The 19224-nt window shown below is 71.3% G+C and carries 13 protein-coding genes; 6 read left to right on the top strand and 7 right to left on the bottom strand.

Going from position 1 to position 19224, the window contains the following annotated elements; translation table 11 throughout:
• Nucleotides 1-205 precede the first annotated feature (205 nt).
• On the bottom strand, nt 206-1141 hold the full coding sequence (locus AB0I76_RS07475; protein WP_357031184.1) for a PfkB family carbohydrate kinase: 936 nt from the start codon (nt 1139-1141) through the stop codon (nt 206-208).
• A gap of 393 nt (nt 1142-1534) precedes the next feature.
• On the opposite strand from AB0I76_RS07475, the gene AB0I76_RS07470 reads away from it, so the two are divergent.
• Nucleotides 1535-2662, top strand: coding sequence for a lytic polysaccharide monooxygenase (locus AB0I76_RS07470; protein WP_357031181.1), 1128 nt, complete (start codon nt 1535-1537; stop codon nt 2660-2662).
• 138 nt (nt 2663-2800) lie between these two features.
• On the opposite strand, the gene asnB is transcribed toward AB0I76_RS07470, so the two are convergent.
• Nucleotides 2801-4762, bottom strand: a complete 1962-nt coding sequence (asnB, locus tag AB0I76_RS07465) for an asparagine synthase (glutamine-hydrolyzing) (RefSeq protein WP_357031178.1) — start codon at nt 4760-4762, stop codon at nt 2801-2803.
• Nucleotides 4763-4896: 134 nt separating this feature from the next.
• On the opposite strand from asnB, the gene AB0I76_RS07460 reads away from it, so the two are divergent.
• The 3 genes from AB0I76_RS07460 to AB0I76_RS07450 all read left to right on the top strand — a co-directional run bounded on the left by AB0I76_RS07460 (nt 4897) and on the right by AB0I76_RS07450 (nt 10107).
• A complete protein-coding gene (locus AB0I76_RS07460; protein ID WP_357031175.1) occupies nt 4897-6378 on the top strand; it encodes an aminopeptidase P family protein in 1482 nt (493 codons plus the stop codon).
• Nucleotides 6379-6752: 374 nt separating this feature from the next.
• Entirely contained in the window at nt 6753-8219 is a 1467-nt protein-coding gene (locus AB0I76_RS07455; protein ID WP_357031172.1) for a hypothetical protein, read from the top strand.
• 295 nt (nt 8220-8514) lie between these two features.
• Entirely contained in the window at nt 8515-10107 is a 1593-nt protein-coding gene (locus AB0I76_RS07450) for a hypothetical protein (protein ID WP_357031169.1), read from the top strand.
• A 98-nt stretch (nt 10108-10205) separates the two neighbouring features.
• Here the strand turns inward: AB0I76_RS07450 and pulA are convergent, their stop codons facing one another.
• From pulA to AB0I76_RS07425, 5 genes are all read right to left on the bottom strand, one after another.
• A complete protein-coding gene (gene pulA / locus AB0I76_RS07445) occupies nt 10206-15701 on the bottom strand; it encodes a pullulanase-type alpha-1,6-glucosidase (protein ID WP_357031166.1) in 5496 nt (1831 codons plus the stop codon).
• 160 nt (nt 15702-15861) lie between these two features.
• A complete protein-coding gene (locus tag AB0I76_RS07440) occupies nt 15862-16548 on the bottom strand; it encodes a cellulose binding domain-containing protein (protein WP_357031163.1) in 687 nt (228 codons plus the stop codon).
• Between the two features lie 85 nt (nt 16549-16633).
• Nucleotides 16634-17239, bottom strand: a complete 606-nt coding sequence (locus AB0I76_RS07435) for a cellulose binding domain-containing protein (RefSeq protein ID WP_357031160.1) — start codon at nt 17237-17239, stop codon at nt 16634-16636.
• Between the two features lie 162 nt (nt 17240-17401).
• Nucleotides 17402-17791: a hypothetical protein gene (locus AB0I76_RS07430; protein ID WP_357031157.1), complete on the bottom strand. Its 390-nt coding sequence runs from the start codon at nt 17789-17791 to the stop codon at nt 17402-17404.
• A gap of 37 nt (nt 17792-17828) precedes the next feature.
• Nucleotides 17829-18509, bottom strand: a complete 681-nt coding sequence (locus AB0I76_RS07425; protein WP_357031154.1) for a hypothetical protein — start codon at nt 18507-18509, stop codon at nt 17829-17831.
• Nucleotides 18510-18540: 31 nt separating this feature from the next.
• Between AB0I76_RS07425 and AB0I76_RS07420 the strand changes: the two genes are divergently transcribed.
• Together AB0I76_RS07420 and AB0I76_RS07415 are read left to right on the top strand one after the other, a co-directional pair.
• Nucleotides 18541-18720, top strand: a complete 180-nt coding sequence (locus AB0I76_RS07420; RefSeq protein ID WP_357031187.1) for a hypothetical protein — start codon at nt 18541-18543, stop codon at nt 18718-18720.
• Nucleotides 18721-18787: 67 nt separating this feature from the next.
• The coding region (locus AB0I76_RS07415) for a hypothetical protein (protein ID WP_357031151.1) at nt 18788-19224 on the top strand (437 nt) is incomplete at its 3' end.

Below are 19224 nucleotides of genomic sequence, written 5' to 3'. Positions count from 1 at the left end.
CCCACCCTTCCCTGCCCCCACCCCACCCCGCCCCCGGCCCCGGCCCCGGCCCCGGCCCCGGCCCCGGCCCCGGCCCCCGCGATCTTGCACTTTCGGTCGCCGGTATACGGCTTATAGACCGAAAAGTCGAGGCACAAAGTGCAAGATCGCGCGCGCGCAGGGAGGGCGGGGGGCGAGGGGGGCGGGGGCGAGGGGCGGGGCGGGTTCAGGGCGCGTAGCGGCGGGTCACGTCGGCGCGGGTCGGCATCGCGGTGGCGCCGCCGGGTGACTCACACACCAGGCCGGCGACCCGCAGCGCGTACGCCACCCGTTCGGTCCAGCCGGCGGCGTCGGCCGGTTCGCCGTCGACGAGAAGGTCCGCCACGAGCGCGCCCATCACCGAATCCCCCGCCCCGGTGGCGTCCACCGCGGCGACCTTCGGCGCGGGTACGCGTACCGGGTCGGCACCGGCGGCGGCGACGACCGCTCCGGCCGCGCCGAGGGTGACCACGACGGTCGCCGCGCCGAGTTCCCGCAGGTACGCGGCGACGCCCTCGACCGGTTCACCCGGGTAGAGCAGGCCGGCGTCGGCGGTGCTCAGTTTGACCAGGTGCGCCCCGGCGGCGAACTCGGCCACCACCGCACGCAGCCCGGCCAGCGCCTCGGGACCGTCCAGCAGCCGCAGGCGCACGTTGGGATCGAAGACCCGCAGCCCGGTGGCGAGCGACCAGGCCCGGCGCGCGGCGTCCAGCGTGGCCGGCCGGAGCAGCACGATCGAGCCGCAGTAGAGCACGTCGGCGCCGGCCACCAGGTCCGGGTCCAGATCGTCGGCGGTGAGCAGGGCGTACGAGGGTGGTTCGCCGTAGAACCGGAAGTCCGGCTCGGCGTCCACGAAGGTGGCCACCGCCAGGGCGGTCGGCGCGGGCACGGTGACGGCGCCGGACAGGCCGACACCCGTGTCGGCGAGGAAGCCCCGGATGCGCCCGGCCAGCGCGTCGTCGCCGAGAGAGCCGACGAACTGCACGTCCCCGCCGAGCCGGGCGACCGCGACGGCCACGTTGAGCGGCCCACCACCGACGGCCTGCCGGTAGACCGGCTCGCCGTCGTACTCGGTGTCGAGCAGGTCGACCAGCGCCTCGCCGAGCACCACCGCGTATCCCATCCCGGTCCTTTCGTCGTCGGTCCGCCGCGCCCTCGCCGGTCCGGTCGTGCCGGCGCGGACGAGGAGCGCCGACAACACCGTATTGGGGTACTGCGGCGGACGCGAGGCGAACACCGGGGCCCGGCCCCGCGCATAGAGCAACGCCTATTGCATCGTGGCCGCGACACGTGGTGGGATGGCGCATGCCGGGCGGTACGGGGGCTGTCGTACCGCCGGCGCCGGGTGCACCGCGAGGGCTGCGGTCCGCGAGGCGGACCGCCGACGGCGTACGCCCGCTCCAGGGGCCGCGCGCCGTGACCGTCGTGACCGCCCGTCGCCGTGGGACGGCCTTCGTGCCAAGCCCGCGCGCGTGATGTCGCGGGGCGATGCCGTCCCCGCGAGTCAGGAGAACCCGTGTCCCACCGTTCCCGTACGGCCGCGCTGCTCACCGCGGCCGCGACCCTGCTGGTGGGCGCCGTCGCGCTCACCACCGGCTCCGAGCCGGCCGCCGCGCACGGCGCCGCCATGACCCCGGGCAGCCGGACCTTCCTGTGCTGGAAGGACGGCCTCACCGGCACCGGCGAGATCCGGCCGAACAACCCGGCGTGCTCCGCCGCGGTGGCCCAGAGCGGCGCGAACTCGCTCTACAACTGGTTCAGCGTGCTCCGCTCCGACGCCGGCGGGCGCACCGTCGGCTTCATCCCCGACGGCAAGCTGTGCAGCGGCGGCAATCCCGGCTACAGCGGGTACGACCTGGCCCGCACCGACTGGCCGTTGACCCACCTGACCGCGGGGTCCCGGCTGGACTTCAAGTACAGCAACTGGGCCCACCACCCGGGCACGTTCTACTTCTACGTGACCAAGGACAGCTGGAGCCCGACGCGCCCGCTGGCCTGGAGCGACCTGGAGGAGCAGCCGTTCCTGACGGTGACCAACCCGCCGCAACGCGGAGCGGTGGGCACCAACGAGGGCCACTACTACTTCAGCGGCACCCTGCCGGCGAACAAGTCCGGGCGGCACATCATCTACTCCCGGTGGGTCCGCTCGGACAGCCAGGAGAACTTCTTCGGCTGCTCGGACGTCGCCTTCGACGGGGGCAACGGTGAGGTCACCGGCGTCGGGCCGGGCGGCGGTACGCCGGCGCCCACCACCCCGGCACCGACTACGCCGGCACCGACCACTCCCCCGCCGACGACTCCGGCACCGACCACCCCGCCCCCGACCACGCCGCCGCCGCACAGCGGTGACTGCATGGCCGTCTACAAGGTGGTCAACTCCTGGCCCGGGGGCTTCCAGGGCGAGGTGACGGTCATGAACCACACCAAGTCGACCTGGTCCGGCTGGACGGCGACCTGGACGTGGCCCAGCGGTCAGACCATCACCAACGCGTGGAACGGCACGCTGAGCGGCTCGGGGTCGTCGGTCACGGTGACCAACGCCGCCTGGAACGGCACCCTCGCCCCCGAGGGCACGACGACGTTCGGCTTCACGGCGAACGCCACCACCAACACCCTGCCCACGGTGAGCTGCACCGGCCGCTGACCGGCCCCCCGTGTCAAGACGATCAAGGGGTTTGCGTCGCCGGGAACCGTTCCGGTGACGCAAACCCCTTGATCAACGCGGGCAGGCGCGGGCGGGCGCGGGCGGGCGCGGGCGGGCGCGGGAGGCGCGAGCCGGTTCTCAGCGGACCATGCTGCCGACCACCGGCTTGGTGAGCAGGGCGGACTGGTTGCGCTGGATACCCGGGTCGAGGGTCTTCGCCACGAAGATGGCGTGCCAGATGCAGAAGATCAGCACGGTCCAGACCTTGCGGGAGTGGTCGGCCTCCTCCCGCTTGTGCTCGTCCAGCAGGCGCAGCGCGTACGACAGGTCGAGCAGGTCGCCGGCACCGGAGGTGCTCAGCACGTGCCGGGCCCACTCGTACATCTCGCCGCGCAGCCACACCCGGGTCGGGGTCGGGAAGCCCAGCTTCTTCCGGTTGACGATGGCTGGCGGCACCACGCCCTGGAGGGCCTGGCGCATGGCGTACTTGGTGGCGTCCGAGCGCGGCGGCAGCTTGAGGTCCACCGGGATCTTCGCCGCCACGTCGAAGACCTCACGGTCCAGGAAGGGCACCCGCACCTCCAGCGAGTGCGCCATCGAGATCCGGTCGGCCTTGACCAGGATGTCGCCGCGCAGCCACGTGTAGAGGTCGACGTACTGCATCTTGGTGACGTCGTCCAACTCGGTGCACTCGGCGTAGATCGGCGCGGTCACGTCGGTGTAGCGGACCGAGGGGTCGTAGCGCCGCAGCAGGTGCTGCTTCTCCTCCTCGGTGAACATCCGGGCGTTGCCGTAGTAGCGCTGCTCGAGCGGGGTGGTGCCGCGCTCCAGGAAGCTCTTGCCCTTCACGCCCTGCGGGATCGCCTTCGAGACCGCCCGCAGGCCCTTCTGCACACCGCCCGGAAGGCCGTTGACGCTGCTCAGGGAGAGCGGCTCCCGGTAGATGGTGTACCCGCCGAAGAACTCGTCGGCACCCTCGCCGGAGAGGACCACCGTGACGTGCTCGGCGGCCTTCTTGGCCACGAAGTAGAGCGGCACCAGGGCCGGGTCGGCGACCGGGTCGTCCAGGTGCCAGACGATCTTCGGCAGCGCGTCGATCATGTCCTGCGGCCCGATCTTCGTCGGGATCGTGGTCACGTCGAGGTGGCGCGCCGACTCCTGGGCGACGTCGATCTCCGAGTACCCGGGGACGTCGTAGCCGACCGTGAACGTGAGGATGTTCGGGTTGAACTCGCGCGCGAGCGCGACCACGGCGGTCGAGTCGATGCCGCTGGAGAGGAACGAGCCGACCGGCACGTCGGAGCGCATGTGCATGCGTACGCTCTCGCGCAGCGTCTCCCGGATCTCGTGGTAGAGGCGCTGCTCGTCGTCGACCGGCGCGGGCCGGAACACCGGCCGGTACCACCGGCGCACGTCGATGCGACCGCCCGGCGTCCAGGTCAGGTACTCGCCGGAGCCGATCCGGCTGATGCCCTTGTGCAGGGTGCCGGGCTCGGGCACGTACTGCAGGGTGAGGTAGTGGCTCAGGTTCGCGGTGTCGACGCCGGCGTCGCCGACGTAGTTCGACTGCGCGAAGGGCAGCAGCGCCTTCTTCTCCGACGCCAGGTAGAGGCCGTCCTGCGTCTCCAGGTAGTGCAACGGCTTGATGCCGAAGTAGTCCCGGCCGCCGAACGCCTTGCGCTCCTGCCGGTCCCAGATGACGAAGGCGAACATCCCCCGCAGCCGGGTCAGCACCCGCTCGCCCCAGTAGTGGTAGCCGGCGACGATCACCTCGCCGTCACCCGCGGTGGCGAACTGGGCACCGTAGTCCCGGACCAGCTCGTCGCGCAGTTCGATGTAGTTGTAGATCTCGCCGTTGAACGTCAGCAGGTAGCGGCCGCCCGCGTAGGGCAGCGGCTCGTGGCTGGAGGCGACGTCGATGATGGCCAGCCGCTTGTGCGCGAACACCCCGTCCGCGTACCGGCCGGAGGCGTCGCCGACCACCTCGACCCCCGTCTCGTCGGGGCCGCGGTGGTGCAGGCATTCCAACGCCCCGGCGATGTTGTCGCGGTGGGCGGCGGCGTCGCCGCGCGCACTGAAGAAGGCCAGGAGTCCGCACATGGTGGTCATCTTTCCACGCGGGGCGGATCGGACGTCGCGGGCGTCCGGAGATAGTGCGGCCGCCCGCGCCGTCCTCGGTGGGAGCGTCGCGCGGTACCGTCGGGACCAGCAGCGGATCACGGAGGGAGCGGCGCATGACCGAGGATCGCACCGACAGCACGCCGGCGGACGGCACCGAGTCGCACGACCCGGACTTCCCGGAGGCGTTCCTGGCGTTCATGCGGCAGGGCTGGCGGGACACCACCCTGCCGGTCGGCCCGCGTCCCGAGGTGCCGAACTACGCCAAGCGCCGGGCCGCGCTCTCGGCGGCCTTCCCGGGCGAGACCCTGGTGATCCCCACCGGCGGCGAGAAGGTACGCGCCAACGACACCGACCACCCGTTCCGGCCGGGCAGCGACTTCGCGTACCTGACCGGCGACCACGACCCGGACAGCGTGCTGGTGCTGCGCCCGAACGGCTCCGGCCACGACGCCGTGCTCTACATGCGGCCCCGGTCCTCCCGGCAGACCGACGAGTTCTTCCGCAGTCGGCACGGCGAGCTGTGGGTCGGGCGGCGGCACACCCTGCCCGAGAAGTCGACCGAGCTGGGCCTGCCGACCGCCGACCTGACCGAGCTGGACGGGGCGCTGGCCGACCTGGCCCCGGGGCGTACGCGGGTGTTGCGCGGTTTCGACGCCCGGGTGGACGGGGCGGTACGTCCGTTCGACGGCGTCCGCGCCGAGGGGCAGCCGGCCCGCGACCGGGAACTGGCGATCGCGATCTCGGAGATGAAGCTGGTCAAGGACGAGTGGGAGATCGCCCAGCTCCAGGACGCCGTCGACGCCACCGTCCGGGGCTTCGAGGACGTGGCTCGGGTGCTGCCGGCCGACCGGGCCGTCTCCGAGCGGCTGCTGGAGGGGATCTTCGCGCTGCGGGCGCGGCACGACGGCAACGAGGTCGGCTACAACTCGATCGTCGGTGCCGGCGAGCACGCGACGATCCTGCACTGGGTGCACAACAACGGCGTCACCCGTCCGGGTGACCTGCTGCTGATGGACATGGGCGTGGAGAACCGCCACCTCTACACCGCCGACGTGACCCGGGTGGTGCCGGTCAACGGCCGTTTCACCCCGCTCCAGCGCCAGGTGTACGACATCGTGCACGCCTCGCAGCAGGCCGGCATCGACGCGATCAAGCCCGGGGTGAAGTTCAAGGACGTGCACCTGACCTGCATGCGGGTGCTCGCCGAGGGGCTGGCCGACCTGGGCCTGCTGCCGGTGAGCGTGGACGAGGCGATGGACGAGAAGAGCACCGTCTACCGTCGTTGGACGCTGCACGGCTTCGGCCACATGCTCGGCCTCGACGTGCACGACTGCTCCAACGCCCGCAAGGAGATGTACCGGGACGGCGAGCTGGGCGAGGGCTACGTGCTGACCGTCGAGCCGGGCCTCTACTTCCAGCCGGAGGACGAGCTGGTCCCCGAGGAGCTGCGCGGCGTCGGCGTCCGGATCGAGGACGACATCCTCGTCACGGCCACCGGTGCGGTGAACCTCTCCGCCGGCCTCCCCCGCGCCGCCGACGAGGTGGAGACCTGGCTGGCCGAGCAGCGCGAGGCGGGTCCGCGCCTGCCCGGCTGAGCCCCTTTCGCGTACGACCACTGCGGCGGGTCCCGCCGCCGGTGCCCGCGACCTTCGCGTCGTTACGGCACCGGTGGCGGGACCCGTCGCTGTCTGTCGTGCCTGGCACCGCGCGGTGTCTCCACGAACCGAGGACCAGGTCCTCCCTCGTCAGGGCAAATGTGTGATTCATTCTCAAACGCCCGCATCGTGAGGATCGCTCTCATACGGTGTGCATCAGAGGCTGCAACCGACTTGTAGCTGGTCGCGCCCCTTTGGGCGACCTGAACCTTTGGTAGCGGAAAGGGCGGAAGGCTCTGATGTCCAACGACGTAACGACTCCGGACGGCGGAGGCCCCGTGGCCGCACCGTCAACAAGACGACGAAAGTTGTGGGTGGCCACCGGCGTGGCCGGGTTGACCGGCGTGGTGGGCCTGGCAGCGCTGGGTGGCGTGGCGGCTCGGGACGACGAGTCGCCGGACGGGCAGCGGCAGTCTGACTCGCCGGCGGCCACGGCCCGGCAGAACGTCTCCGACGCCGGCCCGGCCGCCGACAAGGCCGACGAATCGGGGGCGGACAAGGGCGGCGAGGACTGGTCCGGCGCCGACTGGCAGGGCAGGGACGGCAAGGGCAGGGACGGTCGGGACAAGGACGACTACGGTCCGGCCAAGGAGGTCCCGTGTGACACCGACGTGCTGGTCGAGGCGGTGAACCGGGCCAACGAGGACAACGGTGGCGTGTTCAAGCTCGCCAAGGACTGCGAGTACAAGTTCACCGAGCAGACCGACAACAACGCCTTCCCCGCCATCGACGAGCGGATCGTCCTGATCGGCCACAACTCGAAGCTCGTCCACGACGGCTCCGAGCTGTTCCGGTTCTTCGAGGTCCTCTCCGGCGGCGACCTGACCCTCAAGGACCTCACCCTCAAGGGCGGCCAGGTCACCGGCCCCCCGCCGCTGACCACCGGCGAGGACGGCGGCGCCCTGCTCGTGCAGGAGGGCGGCCAGGCCACCCTCAAGCACACCAAGCTGGTCGACAACCGGGCCACCGGCACCGGCAACAGCGGCCGGGGTGGCGCCATCGCCAACTTCGGTGACGTCGACATCTACGACAGCAAGCTCGCCAACAACCACGCCCGCGGCGTCGGCGAGAGCGGCGGCAGCGGCGGCGCCATCTACAACGAAGGCAAGCTCACCGTCAAGGACACCGAGATCACCCACAACACCGCCACCGGCACCCCCGGTGCGGCCGGCGGCCACGGCGGCGGCATCGCCAACGAAGACGACGGCACCGCCACCATCGCCTACAGCCAGATCACCAACAACAAGGCCGGCAACGACGGCGGCGGCATCCACAACGACGACGACGCCCGCCTCACCGTCACCCGCACCAAGATCGCCGGCAACGTCGCCTGCGACGACGGCGGCGGCATCTGGAACGACGACAGCGCCGAGCTGACCCTGGAGTACGTGTTCGTCGTCGGCAACAAGGCCACCGACGACGGCGGCGGGCTCTTCCACGACAGCGGCGCCGTCGTGAAGGTCGAGCACAGCAAGTTCCTAGACAACGTCGCCGGCGACAACGGCGGCGGCATCTACAACGGCGAGCGGATGAACGTGTCCGACACCGAGTTCAAGGGCAACCACGCCGAAGAGGGCGGGGCCATCTACAACGAGACCGACGGCGTCCTGACGATCCACCGCAGCACGATCGTCTACAACTTCGCCGCCGCGCGGGGCACCGCCACCACCGGCGCCGGAGGCATCTTCAACGCCAACGGCACGGTCACCCTCGACGACAAGACCACCATCAAGAAGAACGAACCCCGCAACTGCGTCGACGTCCCCGGCTGCGCCAACTGAACCACCACATAACCGAAGGGATCCCTTCCCCCGTACGCGGAGGAAGGGATCCCTTCTGTCCGCCACCCCGGGATCCCACGGCGCCCCCGGCCCGCTTGTGCCGCGCGGCACGCCCGTCCGAACCGTCCCGACTTGAGGTGGAGTTACCTCTAACGTGGGCATCTCTCGGATATGCCCTTGAAGAGAGAAACATTCTCATACGGTGGGTCTCAGCAGCTACAACCGATTTGTAGCCAGGGAAGCTCGCCATCGCGGAGTGACCCTGTCTGGTACGAGGAGAGAGCAGAGAGCTCCGATGTCCAACTACCTTCGCAGAAACACCGAGAACACCGCGCCGAAGAGCCGGCGCAAACTGTGGCTCGCCACCGGTGTCGCCGGCCTGACCGGCGTTGTCAGCCTCGCGGGCGTTGCGGCCGCGACCACCGCGGGGGCGGCCGGCCCGGACCTGGCCAACCTGAAGTGGTCCACCGCCGAGCAGGTCGCCAGGGACGGCTCCGCCGGAGACGCAGGCGAGGCCGACAAGGGTCACGAGGGCCAGAAGGGCCGGGACGACCGCGGCGGCCAGGAGTCCGGCGACAAGGACTGGCAGGGCAAGGACGGTGGCAACTGGTCCGGCAAGGACGACAAGGACTGGCACGGCAAGGACGACAAGGGTAAGGACGGTCGGGACAAGGACGACTACGGTCCGGCCAAGGAGGTCCCGTGTGACACCGACGTGCTGGTCGAGGCGGTGAACCGGGCCAACGAGGACAACGGTGGCGTGTTCAAGCTCGCCAAGGACTGCGAGTACAAGTTCACCGAGCAGACCGACAACAACGCCTTCCCCGCCATCGACGAGCGGATCGTCCTGATCGGCCACAACTCGAAGCTCGTCCACGACGGCTCCGAGCTGTTCCGGTTCTTCGAGGTCCTCTCCGGCGGCGACCTGACCCTCAAGGACCTCACCCTCAAGGGCGGCCAGGTCACCGGCCCCCCGCCGCTGACCACCGGCGAGGACGGCGGCGCCCTGCTCGTGCAGGAGGGCGGCCAGGCCACCCTCAAGCACACCAAGCTGGTCGACAACCGGGCCACCGGCACCGGCAACAGCGGCCGGGGTGGCGCCATCGCCAACTTCGGTGACGTCGACATCTACGACAGCAAGCTCGCCAACAACCACGCCCGCGGCGTCGGCGAGAGCGGCGGCAGCGGCGGCGCCATCTACAACGAAGGCAAGCTCACCGTCAAGGACACCGAGATCACCCACAACACCGCCACCGGCACCCCCGGTGCGGCCGGCGGCCACGGCGGCGGCATCGCCAACGAAGACGACGGCACCGCCACCATCGCCTACAGCCAGATCACCAACAACAAGGCCGGCAACGACGGCGGCGGCATCCACAACGACGACGACGCCCGCCTCACCGTCACCCGCACCAAGATCGCCGGCAACGTCGCCTGCGACGACGGCGGCGGCATCTTCAACAACGACGACGCTCACATGCTGCTCGAGTACGTCATCATCGCCGAGAACAAGGCCACCGACGACGGCGGCGGCCTCTTCCACGACAGCGACAACATCGCCACCGTCAAGTACGCCAAGTTCATCGACAACGTCGCCGGCGACAACGGCGGCGGCATCTTCAACGGCGACACCCTGAACCTCTTCGACAGCGAGTTCAAGGGCAACCACGCTGAGGAAGGCGGCGCCATCTACAACGACAACAACGCCGTCCTCACCGTCCGCAACAGCACGATCGTCTACAACTTCGCCGCCGAGCGTGGCACCGCCACCAGCGGAGCCGGCGGCATCTTCAACAGCAACAACGGCACCGTCAACCTCGACGACAAGACCGTCATCAAGAAGAACGAACCCCGCAACTGCGTCAGGGTCCCCGGCTGCGCCAACTGAACCGGTGACACGATGAACAGCCGGAACGACACCGGCTGACGCGACAAGAACGACCGGCCCCCTTCCGCTGGAGCGGAAGGGGGCCGGATCGTCTGCGGCTACTTCTGGACGAACACCGCCACGCTGCGGGCCGGCACGCTGAACGTGCCGCTCGCCCGGTCGAAGGAGGCCGTCCGCAGCACCGGGTCGGCGCTGTTGCGCAGCACCGGGTGCAGCGCCACGTCCGCACCGCGCAGCCCGCCGAGGCGCTGCGTCGCCGTCTCCGGGGTGGCGTTGAAGACGACCGTCACCGACTTCCACCGCCGGTCCAGGCCGCGACCGTCGAGCGTCATGGTGAGTACGCCCGGCGTCTCCGCCGTACCGGACAGCGGGAAGGCAACCCGCTTCTGCACCTGGTCCGCGGTGGTGAGCCCGAAGACCGGCGAGGACGCCCGGATCTTCAGCAGCTCGGCGTACCGGGCGTTGGTGGTGTTGATCGCCGCGCAGTCCGGCACCAGCTTCGCATCGGCCAGCAGCGGCTTGGCGTACGGCCACTTGTCCTTGTTGTCCTGCTCCGGCGGAAGGCCGGCGCCGAACCCGTTGCCCTGTGCGCAGTCCCAGCGGATCTGGTTGAACCAGTCCCCCGAGTTGTACGAGTTGCGGTCCAGCGACTTGGAGCGCAGCCGCTCCGTGCCGGTGGTGACGAACCCGGTGCCCTGCCCCATGACGACCGTGCTGAGCGCGAGCACCTGCATCCGCGCCCGGTCCGCCGCCGAGGTGTCCTGCGGCAGCTTGTACGCCAGCGCGTCGTACAGGATCTCGTTGTCGTGCGCGTCGACGTAGGTGACCGCCTCGCCCGGGGCGGCGGTGTAGCCGGCCGGGGAGCCGTTGTAGTCGACCTGGGCGCCGGTGATCCGCTTGCCGGAGGAGTCGGTGAAGCGGTACCCGGCCAGGTTGCCGGTCAGCCCGACCTTGATGAGGTCGTGCTGGTGCAGCAGCCGCTCGCGCTGCTGCTCGGCGTTGCCGTTGATCTCGTCGCCGTTTCCGTCGGTGAGGAGACCGGAGGCGAAGCCCTGCAGGCGCGGGTTCGCGTCGAACGGGCCGCCGCCGCGCACCGCGTCGCGGAGCCGGTCGTTGAAGGTGCCGATGCCGGTGCCGGCCATGTTGAGCTGGGTGGCCTGCACGAACCGGGCGTCGTTGGCGACCTCGCCGAAGTTCCACCCCTCGCCGTAGAGCAGGATCGACTTGCCGTCGACCCCGTCCCGGGCCAGCGTCAGCTCGTTCAGCGCCTTGCGGACGGCCAGGATGTTCGCCTTCGGGTGGTGACCCATCAGGTCGAACCGGAAGCCGTCCACCTTGTACGCCTTCGCCCAGGTGACCAGCGAGTCGACCACCAGCTTGCCCATCATCGCGTTCTCGGGCGCGGTGTTGGCGCAGCAGGTGGAGTTGGCGACCGTGCCGTCGTCGAGCAGGCGGTGGTAGTAGCCGGGCACCACCTGGTCGAGCACCGACTTCGGGTCGGTGCCGGAGGCCGACGTGTGGTTGTAGACGACGTCCATGACGACCCGCATCCCGGCGCCGTTGACGCCGGCGACCATCTGCCGGAACTCGGTGGTCCGGGCCGCGCCCTCCGGGTCGACGGCGTAGCCGCCCTCGGGGACGGTGTAGTGCAGCGGGTCGTACCCCCAGTTGTAACCGTCCTTCTCGGCCACGGCCGCGACGCACTTCTGCTGCTCGTCGGAGTCCGGCGGCAGCTTCGCCAGGTCACAGGCGGGCTGCTGCTGGTCGGCCCGGCGCTCGGGGATCGTGGCGAAGTCGAACGCCGGCAGCAGGTGCAGGTGGGTGACCCCGGCGTCGCCGAGGGCCCGCAGGTGCTTCATGCCCGCCGTGCCCGGGTCGGTGAAGGCGGCGAAGGTGCCCCGCCGCTCCGCCGGCACGGTGGTGTCGGCGATGGAGAAGTCGCGCACCGACAGCTCGGAGATCTGCACCTTCGTCGACGGCACGGCCGCCGGCTTGCGCAGTTTCGCCCAGCCGGCCGGCGCGAGCGCCGGGTCGGCCAGGTCGACGATCTGGCTGTGCGTGGAGTTCGGCGCGAGGGCCACCGAGTACGGGTCGGTCACCGCCGCGGTGACGACCTTCTGCGCCACCGGCTGCCAGGCCTCCACCTGGTAGCGGTAGTACTTCCCGGCCCAGGCGCGGTTTCCGCGTACCGACCAGACGCCGGTGCGGTCGTTGCGGCTCATCGCCACGGTCTTCGGCTCCGCGGTCGGCGAGTCGAAGAGCTGGAGCGACACGGTCCGGGCGGTGGGCGCCCAGACCGCCAGGGTCGGAACCCGCCCGGCGAACGTCGGGCCGAGGCGCGCCTCGGTCGCCGCCGCGTAGACGTCGTCCAGCACGCCCGGGATCTGCACGCCGGTGGCGGAGAGCAGGCCGCCCTGGGCGTCCCGCTCGGTCACCACGAGCTGCCCGCGCAGGGCCGCCGGCACCTTGGCCAGGTCCCGCCGGTCCAGCGTGAAGCTCTGGTACGCCCACAGGTGCGGGAACGTCGCACGCTGGGCCTCGGTGAGCCCGTTGCGCTGCGCCCGCAGCGGAATCGTGGTGTACGTGCCGCTCAGCTCGCCGTCGGCCAGGGTCACCCCGCCGGTCGGCGCGGCCACGAGGGCGTACGTCTTGCCGTCGGTCGGCCCGGTCTGCCAGGCGACCGTCGAGCGGTCGATCCAGTGCGCCTTCTGCTTGGTGACGTCGAGGTCCTTCGCCGTGCCGGTGGTGGTCGCCGGCAGCAGCCGACCACGCGTGCCGGCGAGCAGCCACACCTCGCGGCCGGCGCTCGCGAAGTCGAGTCGCTGGTCCTCGGGCAGGTCCTTCTCGTCTCCCTTGTGGATGATGTAGCTCAGCCCGGTCGCCCCGGCCGACAGCGGCACCTCGAAGACCGCGCCGAAGGCGTCGACCCTGGCCGGCGCGAGGGGCTTGGCCCAGTCGGTCGGGTTGGCGGCGCCGTCCCAGAGGTGCAGGCCCCAGCCATCGTAGTTGCCGTCGGCCCGGCGGTAGTGGATGAGCGCCGTGCCCTCGGCGACCGGCGGGTCCGGCTCGCCGGTGGCCGCCTGCCGGGTCGGGTGCATGGTCGGGTCGCCCTGCTTGAGCCAGATCTCGCCGGTCTTCGTCACGTCGACCGTACGGTCCTGCTCGACGTCCTTGTTCCCGTTCTTGTCGACCACCAGGAAGCCGACGGACTTCGCGCCCGGCTTGAGCTTCACCCAGGCGAACCGGCCGTAGGAGTCCTCACCGGCGAACGGCTGGCCCTTGGGCCACTCGGTCGCGTACGCCGGGTCGATGTCGCCCCAGGTGTACAGGCCCCAGTCGTCGTACCCGCCGGCGGGCCGCTGGTAGTGCACGACCAGCCACTCGCGGGACTGCCCCTGCTCGGGGGTGCCGACGGTGGCGGTGGACCGGGCGGTGGCGGTACGACCCTTGCCGTCCCGCACCACGGCCTTGTACTCGATCTTCGTCCCGCCGGCCAGGCCGGTCAGGTCGTGGTGCACGGTGTACGGGGCCCGGTCGGCGGCGCCGAGCAGGGTCCACTTCCCGCCGGCGACCCGGGCGGCGAACGTGACGGTGGCCAGCGGGTCGCCGGTCACCTGGGCCGTGACGGCGGCCTTGGTGGCGACCGGGGCGTCCGGGGCCGGGGCGCTGATGGTGATGGTCGGGTTGCCGGAGGGCGTCGCGATCGGCGTGCCGGCCCGGTGCACCACCGCCGACAGCGGCGGAACGGTCAGGGTCAGCTTGCCGTCACCGGCCGCGACCGGCGTGGCGGTGCCCCCGTAGATGCCGGTGAAGGTGGCGCCGGCCGACCAGGTGTCAACGGTGACCGTCTGCGGGGTGTCCGCGTTGTTCACCGCGACCACGTACTCGGTGCGCTGCTTCGGGTCCACGCGGGAGAAGGCGAAGACGCCGGCCCCGTCGGCGGCGTGCCGGGTGACCTGGACACCGTCGCGCAGGGCCGGGTGCGCCTGCCGCAGCTTGCCCAGCTCGGCAATGGCGCGGTACAGCGGGTGCTGCGGGTCGAACTGGTCGACGGCGTGCGTCCGGTCGGTGCCGAGCAGGTCGTCGTCGAGGTAGTCCGGGGTCTTCGACGCGAACATGTCCTGCCGGGCGTCCTTGTCCCCGCCGGGCCCGGTGAAGCCCTGCTCGTCGCCGGAGTAGACGACCGGCTGGCCGCGGGTGAGGAACATCAGCTCGTGGGCGAGCTGGTCCCGCCGCAGGTGGGTGGCGGGGTCGCTGCCGCCGGAGGCGATGAACGAGCCGATCCGGCCCATGTCGTGGTTGCCGAGGAAGGTCGGCAGCCGACCCGCGTCGGTGTCCCGCGCGTGGTAGAGGTCGTCGCGGGCGTACACGTCGGCGAGGGCCTTCGCGGAGCCACCGCCGGCGGTGTAGCCGCGGGCCGCCTCCTGGAACGAGAAGTCGAGGGTGGCCGGCAGGCCGCCGCGCCGGACGTACGTCGAGGTCACCTCCTGGTCGGAGCTGTAGACCTCGCCGAACATGAAGAAGTCCTTCTTGCCGGCGCGCTCGGCCGTGCGCTCGATGCCCTGGCTGAACTGCGGCCAGAAGTCGAGGTTGGCGTGCTTCACCGTGTCCAGCCGGAAGCCGTCGACGCCGGTCTTCGCGATCCAGTCGCCGTAGACCTTGGTCAGCCCGCGCACCACCTCGGGACGCTCGGTCCAGAGGTCGTCGAGGCCGAAGAAGTCGCCGTACTCGCTGTTCTCACCGGCGAAGGTGGAGTCGCCCCGGTTGTGGTACATGGTCGGGTCGTTGAGCCACGCCGGGACCTTGACCTTCGCGTCGGCGGGGGTCTCGAACGTCGGCGTGTACGGGAACGACGTCGTGTCCACGTCCGGGAAGTCCCGGGTGCCGTCGGCGTAGTTGCGGTCCTCGAAGGCCCGTCCCCGCGCGTCGGTGTACGGCGACGTCTTCTTGTCGACGTAGGTGTACGTGTCCTCGGCGTACTTGATGACGTCGGCGGTGTGGTTGACGATGACGTCGAGGTAGACCTTGATGCCGCGCTGGTGGGCGAGCTTGACCAGCTTCTTCAGGTCCTCGTTGGTGCCGAAGTGCGGGTCGACCTGGGTGAAGTCGGTGATCCAGTAGCCGTGGTAGCCGGCCGAGACGTCGTCGCCGCTGCCCTGGACCGGGCGGTTCTTGAAGACCGGGGCCAGCCAGATGGCGGTGGTGCCCATGCCCTCGATGTAGTCGAGCCGGTCCATGACGCCCTTGAGGTCGCCACCGTGGTAGAAGCCCTTGTCCGCCGGGTCGAGACCGGTCTTGAGACGGTCGCCGGACAGGCCGCCCCGGTCGTTGCGCGGGTCGCCGTTGGCGAACCGGTCGGGCAGGACGAAGTAGAACTGCTCGGCTCGGGCCTTGTTCTCGGCGGCCCGGAGCAGGGCCTCGGCCGAGGGCTCCGAGCGCCACTGGGTGGCGCCGGCGAGCGCATTGGTGTCGGCGACCCGGTCGCTGGCATCGGCGCTGATCTGGTTCACGGCGACCGGGGCGCCGACGAGGGTGAGGGTGAGCAGGGAGACGAGGGCTAGCCAAGCTTTGCGCGGTATCGGCGGCGGTTTCATCGACGGCCTTCCTCTGGTCGCTGATTCGCCCGCACGCTAGCCCTTGCCGAAACATTCTGCAATACCTTGCAAACCGAGTCGCAACAAAGCAGGCTCCTTGCAGACACCTTGCTATGCCGCGCACCGCGCCACGACGGCGCATTCGTCCGGAGTGGACCGCTCAGCGGCAGGCGAAACCGTCGACGGTGCAGCTCGCGGGGCGGGTGTCGGCGCGCTCGATGTGGAACCGCAGCGGCGCGGTGCCGCCCGGCGGCACATCGGCACCGCTGCGGTACGTGAAACCACCGTCGGCTGCGCTCCACGTCCCCTGCGGCTGTCCCTCGACCCAGGCGGTCACGAGCCGGCCCCCCGGAAAGGCGAGCGCGGCGGTCCATCCGCGGTCGGTCGACGCGCCGTTGCTGATCAGGACCTCGGCGATGAACCCGCCGTCGAACGTCTCCATCACCCGGTACCGCCCGGTGACCGGCGGCGGCTCGGGCGCGGGCGCGACCGGTCGCACCGAGGGCGTACCGGCGCCACCGGCACCGGACGGAGCGGCCGAAGCGGACGGAACGGCCGCGGCGGTCGTCGGCAGGACCGTGGCACGCGGCGACAGCCCCGGTCGGATCGCCGCCGTCGGAGTCGGGACACCGGGGCGGACCGACGACGGCGACAGGTCCGGCAGCAGCATCGGTGGCGCGGGATCCGGTCGCGGGCCGCCGTCGGAACCGCGCCCCCGGTACGCACCCAGCGCGACGACCAGCAGCACCACCATGACGAGGACGCCGATCAACACGACCAACCACGGCGAGGACGCGATCGCGGTGGTCGTGGGGGACGACTGACGGGCTCGGCGCGTACCGGACATGTCTCTCCTCACCGGGTTGTCCGGGAAGAGTAACGAGCACCGGCCATGTCGGACAGTGCCCACCGAATCACGGGTGGGTGGGCCCTCAGCCGACCGCGCAGTCGGCCCCGTTCACCGTGCACTGGTCCGGGCGGTCCCAGGTGCCGATGCGGCTGATCCGTAGCCCCACCGTCTCGGTGTCCCCCGCGCCGAGTGCACGCGTGCCGCGCAGCACGTACGAGCCGGAGCCGTCGGCGGATACGGATATCCCGGACTCGGCGGAGGCCTGGAATCCCTTGACGTTGCCGCTGAAGTAGAGCTCCACCCGCCAGTCCCGGGCCGCGTCGGAGCCGTTGCGGACCAGCAGCGACGCCTCGAACGAGTTCCGGTCGTTGTCCCCCGCCCGGTACCGCGCGGTCACCCGGCCGGCGGCGGCCGGCGGTCCGGTGGCGGCCAGGACGTCGGGAGTGCGGGAGACGGACGACGCCGAGGGGGTGGCGGTGGGACGCGTGGGGGTGGCGGCGGTCGGTGTGGGACTCGGCGTGGCGGTGACTGCGGCCGTGGCGGCCAGCGTCGGCAGGACCATCGGCGGCGCGGGCGGCGGCACCGGCTGCCGCTCCGGACCACGGAACGACAACAGGGCCACCAGCAGGAGGCCGACCAGCAGCACCACACCGAGCAGCACGACCACCCAGGGCACCGAAGCCAACACCCGGGAAACGGTCCGTGCACCGGGCTCCCCGGCGGGTTGCACAGACATGAGGTCCTTCCTCGTCGCAGTCGACGCGCCAACTTAGCAACCGATCCCGCAGAACGGGATCCGACCCGCGCCCGTGCAGTCGTGACCGTCAGGACACGCGTGGTCGCCGAGTGGTCACCCCGTGCGCAGGACGGTACAGATGACCGGGCCGACGTCGGTGCTCCGCAGCAGGTAGCGGTACCGCTCACCGGGCACCCTGCGGCCCTGGCTGTCGAGGAACTCCCACTCGACCGCCACCATGGTCAGCAGCGCCGACATCGGCTGCACGTCCTCGATCGCGGCGTGCGCGGCCACCAGCTGACGCTCCTGGTAGTCCGGGGCGGCGCCCACGAAGGACAGCGCCACCGCCGCGGGGGACGTGAACGAGAAGCTGTAGGTGTCGGCCACCACCAGTCCCGGCAGCGCGTAGCAGCCGGCGAGGGCCGGTACGTCGCCGGCCGTCAGGGCGACGCCGTACCGGTCGAAGAAGTCGGCCAGCGTGTCCAGGTCAGTGGGGGCTTTCACGGAGGAAGCAATTGCCGGCCGGCCACCAGGTCAAACCTCAGCGCGGCGGAATCCGCACCTCGATCTCGGCGCCCAGCCGGGAGTCGCGGGCCAGACCCAGGTCGTCGCCGCTCCAGAACCGCCCCGGGTCGTACCAGTTCGGACGTCGCCCGGCGGGCAGGAGCCCCATCGCCTCGTAGGTCACCGCCACCACCTCGGCACAGTACGCCGTCTCCAGCGCCTGGTCCCGGGCCGCCGAGCGGTCCCGGCCCTCGCCCCGCTCCCGGTCCCGGCCGGGCAGTGCGGGAACCCGGATCGCCGGCACCCGGCCGCGCAGCCAACGCCAGGCGAGCTGTGCCGTGGACGGGAAGGGAGTGCCGTCGAGGCGCGCGATGGTCCGCAGCACCGCCCGTTCCATCTCCCCGTCGACCGGCGGGTCGAGCTGCCGCAGCCAGCCCCGCTGGCCGTACCGGTTGGCCCAGACGCAGGCCGCGTCCCGCAGGTCGTGCAGTTGGACGCCGCGCTGGTGGGTGCCCGACCACATGTCCGGCAGCGACCGGCCCAACTCGGCGTGCCACATCAGCGGTGGCATGTCGTCGAGCACCACGGCCATCCCGACGTGGTTGACCGGGCTGTTGGTGGTCAGCTGGATGGCCCGGTCCGGCACGCTGCGGCCCCGGAACACCCACACGTCGCCGGTGCGGGTCAACTCGACGGCCTCGTCCAGACTGATGCTCATGGACGACTACCCTAGGCCGATGCGGCAACGGATGCGGTGGTGGAAGGTCCTGGGGTTGGCCGGACTGGCCGGGGTCGCGGCGTCCGGCGTGGTCATCGCGCGGGCCGAGCGGCGGCGTCGCGCGTACACCCCGGAGGAGATCCGGGACCGGCTGCGCGAGCGTCACGCGCAGGCCGCCGGGGGCGGCACCCGGACCGACGACCCGGTCTGACCCGGGACTCCGCGTCGGCATTGCCGTCCCGCTCTACCATCGGGCTCCGCGACGACGGGGGACACCGATGACCGACCTCCCGGGGTGGGGGACGCCGCGGCAGGTGCCCGGCGACACCGAGGCCCGGCGGCGCCGCGTCGCCGGCGCGCTGGTGTTCGTCGGCGGGCTGGTGCTGCTGGTGACCGTGCTGGTCTCGGCGCCCTACCCACCGTGCACCGAGGCCGCTCCGTGCGGCCCGGACCGGGCCGGCAACGTGCTGATCGGCCTGCTGCTCAGCAGCGTCGTCGCCGGGTGGCTGGGGCTGCGTTTCGCCGCCGGGGTGGGCGTGGTCACCGCCATCGCGCTGGTCGGCTACACCCTGGCCCGCCCCTCGGTGGGGCCGCCGCTGTGGTCGGCCGGGTTGGCCCTGGCGTACGCGGCCGGCTCCGTGCTGCTGCACCGCCGATCCGCCGCCCGGTCCCGCGTCCGCCGGCCGGGGCCCGTCGAACGGCAGCCGGTGCCGCC

It is taken from the genome of Micromonospora sp. NPDC049799, from assembly GCF_040656655.1.
In the GTDB taxonomy this organism is placed as follows: Bacteria; Actinomycetota; Actinomycetes; order Mycobacteriales; family Micromonosporaceae; genus Micromonospora.
The sequence above is the reverse complement of the archived record's forward strand: the minus strand, read 5'-3'. Positions and strand labels throughout refer to the sequence as shown.